General features: G+C 41.7%; 2 protein-coding genes and 1 pseudogene. 1 reads left to right on the top strand and 2 read right to left on the bottom strand.

All coding sequences use genetic code 11. The features are described from left to right. A pseudogene (locus ACM0OZ_RS48050) lies at positions 1-190 on the top strand (3-deoxy-7-phosphoheptulonate synthase); the annotation flags it as partial. Between the two features lie 516 nt (positions 191-706). Here the strand turns inward: ACM0OZ_RS48050 and iscB are convergent. Beyond that, positions 707-2,035 (bottom strand): RNA-guided endonuclease IscB, encoded by a 1,329-nt coding sequence (iscB, locus tag ACM0OZ_RS48055; protein ID WP_414590026.1) that lies wholly within the window; start codon positions 2,033-2,035, stop codon positions 707-709. Between the two features lie 362 nt (positions 2,036-2,397). Then, entirely contained in the window at positions 2,398-3,621 is a 1,224-nt protein-coding gene (locus ACM0OZ_RS48060; RefSeq protein ID WP_414590027.1) for a flavin monoamine oxidase family protein, read from the bottom strand. Positions 3,622-4,076: the final 455 nt, after the last annotated feature.

Consider the following 4,076-nt stretch of genomic DNA (forward strand, 5'->3'; position numbering starts at 1 on the left):
GATGATTGAGGTTCACCCCAACCCCGCCAAAGCACTTTCAGATGGTCCTCAGTCTCTGACACCCGGCGATTTTATCGAACTGATGCAAGAAATTGCTCCTCTTGCTCAATTCTTCGGACGTGAAACCAAATCAGCCTTGACAAATGCGACACCTTTTGGTGGTAAAGTTTCTTCGAGTATGGCTGTTTAAATTGCAAAGATTGTATCTAGTTTATTCAGGGTAGGTAATTTCACGCGCTACACCAATTCGTTGATTGATTTGCTTACCCATGATTCTTTAATCATACTGATATGAAATTCACGGTATTGGCGCATGAAGATTCAATATCCCTTGAACAAGTGCAGTATGAGACGAATCAATGCTTTTTGCTCATAGAGATTTAGCGAGCGCACTTGGTAGATTTGTTATAACGAGTTCTTTTATACTTCACAAAGGGAGCAGCCCTTTTGCCCCAAGCAATGCGCCAGCGGCTTCCTGACAATCAAAAACCCTCTCTTAACGCGCAGATATATTCTACATCTGCTTGGAAAAGCATCACGGAAGAACTCAGTGTTACATTCAACATTGCCCCGTCAATTTTCGCCAATTCACTGACACAAATCTGCCAATCCTCATAAAACCTCGCGGGAGTGTGGAAACTCAGTACCTTTAGGTCTGAGAGGAAACACGACACGGGCGCTTTTAAGCGCCGTCAAATTCTCTAATCTATACATACGAGTAACCATCTTTTTTGTGAATATGCTTGCAATATTTGTAACTAATTCCTTGAACTAGTCCCTCTTGAGTTGAAAGATTGAAACTACCAGTTGCGCGAGTTGCAATTCTTCCAACATAAGTACCAATTTTCTTGCCACTAGTTACAACAGCTTTTACAATGTCACCAGTTTGAAATCCAAAGTGAAACTTCATTCTTGAACAATAACGAATAGGAAATCCAAATTTATTAGTACGACAAGATTGGCGTGTTCCATGTCCCGACGCTGTGATTAGCAATGGCTTAATATTTTTGATATTAAGAGTTGGAGTTGATTTCCCAACACAACCTGCATCAATCCAATGAGTTTTTTCTAAACCTTGTTGAGTACGGTTGAACTTAGTTAATCCACCTGAACCTGTTTCTACGGGTAATCCTGTTGATTTTAAAACTTCTAGCAATGCAAATCTAGTTGTATTTACTGCTGCTGCACCGGACACTTTGCTCAAGTCGGCAGAGCCGCCCACGCAAGTGTCCTCATCAATTAAGGGTTTTTGAGCGCATTTTAGAATTCTTTCTAGTCTTAATAAGTCATTTTTCAAAAACTCTTTGATATTTTTTGTACCTTTCTTGTTGTTACACTTCTCACAACTTAATGTGAGATTCGTGATTGAGTTTGTTCCTCCTTTTGCTCTTGGATGAATATGTTCTATCTGAACTGGAACATTTTTAATTCCACAATAAGCACATTCTCTATTCCACTTTTCAAGAAGATACTGACGAGTTTCGTAACCGAATAGCGTACCTTGCTGATATTCTTTCCCCTGAATATCAGGATTACGAATTAATTGCGTATCAAACTTGACTAACTCTTGACTAATAGCGTGAATTTGTGCAAATTTGCGTAATCTACTAACCCAAGTTTTGATATTTTCAATTCGGCTTTGTAGACTTGGTGCTAACCATCCTTCTGGTCGTGTCCTATTCAAAAATCTTGGTTGACGATACCTAGTTTTGCGACTCCTCCTACTTCTACGAAGTTGTCTTCTTGAAGTTAAAGCATCTCTAATTGCAAAACCTCTATGCTTTAATTCAGCAGCAAAAATAACTTCACCTGTAGTATCGTTAACTAATGCAATTCCTGTAAATTTCGCACCAGGATCTAGTTTTAATCTTAAGGGTGAAACAGGAGAATTAGGACGTGACTCTTTTAGGATTAATGTGAAAGGAAAACACCTAAATATACCTGCTTTCTGGTTCCGTAATAATTGCCTCGCTTGTGCTGGATGAATGGGATATAGTGGTCGTTTTTCTGCATCAATTACAAAAACTTTGGACAATTGTCCCTCCTTGCGGGTAAAGTTAGCCTAGACAATGTTCAGATTCGGTACTTTCTAGAAGACACTGGCTTAACCCCTTACACCTGTTTAATCTTCTAGTTCTAGAGCATGGAACTGGCACTCTCCGCTCAAGGTAGCAACTTTAACTCTTAATCTGAACGTAGTACGCGAGGTACTGAGTCGGGTAAGCTAGGGCTTCAACATTTGCTGTTCGCGCAGCGTCTCCGTCAGGAGAAGCCCCCGACTTCAAGTCGGGGGTTGCTTACTCAACGTATATATACAGAGACTAAGCGCCGATAGTCAAGCGATCCCAAGGAGGCGATCGCTATTAATTTTTCAAATTTTTGAGGATATATGAGGTGTCACCTTTTCATAAAGGGAACGGTAGAGCCAGCAAAGTGAATTTCTTTAGCAGCGTTGAGTCCAGATTCTAATGCTCCTTGAAGCCAGCCTCTTGTCTTGGAAGTATGGTCTCCAGCAAAATAAATCTTTCCTTCTGACTTCCCTAATTCTGAAAATAGTTTCTTCTCCTGTTCATCTGTTGGATAGGCCCAGCCTCCTTTTGACCAGATATCTTTTGTCCATGAATAAAAGTGCGATCGCACAGAGTAATTAGTTACCCCAGGCAAAATCTTCTCCCAGTGCTGGAGTAATTTTGTTTGTTGAGCTTTGCCCTCAAAAGCATCCATCTCAAGAGCTTTTTCTCCTTTTAGATAGGCATGAAGAATACCTGTCTTTTCAGGTCTATCCCAAGTAGTATGCCACAGTTCTTCATCCTCCAAAAATCCCCACCCATTTAAGTTATCCTTTTCCCAGAACCGATTAGGGAATTTAACAAAGCAACGGGTTGCTGCTCGATAGTTATATCCTCCTGCCGCCGCCTGCTTTTTTGCCGGAGATAGGTCAGGTGAAAAAGCAATCTGATTTAAGACGGTTAACGGGACAGTACACAACACACAATCACCAAGATATCGTTGCCCTGATAAGCACGACACTTCAACACCATTAGATGTTTGTACAATTCGAGTAACAGAATCATCAAGTTTAATTTTTGAAGTCAATGCTTGGGCGAAGGCTTGGGGAAGTAGATCAAATCCATCCGTCAGTTTTTGAATCTCTTGGGCACGGATTTCTGGTTGATTTTGAAAGAGTTCTTGCGCGGCGACTAATAGACGTTTTCCGTCCTTCATCGTGATATATTTCCCAGTTGTCGGCGCAAACTGTGAAAGTCTTAAACCAAAATGTTTGATGTAACCAAGGGTTAAATGATGATTTGGTGGGATTCTCGCCGCTCCAAGTTCTACTAAATCCTCTCCTTGAAAGGCTCCTCGCAGGGTTAACACTCTACCGCCGATACGTTTCCTTGCTTCTAAAATAGTGACATCATGACCAACTGCTGTTAATTCATACGCTGCCACTAAACCGGAAATACCTGCACCGACAATGAACACCTTTCGATGCGGCAATCCTTTGGGCAAAGCGCCGGGGGAAGTTGGTTTTTGGGCTTGTACTTGATCGTAGATTACAGTTGCCGCGATGGCGAGAGTACTCTGCAATAAAAACTGACGACGATTCAGGTTGAACATAGAGGCCGGACTAGTGATTGGGGAAGGGCAGCAATTTAGGGTATTCTTATTTTTCGACTAAATGATGGATCAGCACACTCATCAATAACCTAAATCATCATATACTTATTAAGGTTGTGTGATTCTCACCTCAGGCACTCGATCACAATCTCGATCCATCTTTGTCCCATCTAGCATTGTAAAATACCCCTCCCTAACCCTCCCCATAAATCGGGGAGGGTGCGCTCTCTTCGCGGGTGGGGTATCTGTCGCAAACATTTTTTGAATCGGTGTTATTCCCGCACGCTTCGTGACGCGGCTTTCAGCCTTCTATCCTGGTAAACTTTCAAAATTTTTCTCCAAAAAAGCAAAGGGACGAGCATAAGTCTTCAACCCTGACCCCTATAGAAAATCAGAACACAAAAAACGAGTTGAAAACGCCAAATAACTCACGGCGTCCCAAGATACAAACAAGA

The organism is Scytonema sp. PCC 10023, assembly GCF_963920835.1.
GTDB lineage: Bacteria > Cyanobacteriota > Cyanobacteriia > Cyanobacteriales > Nostocaceae > Kalymmatonema.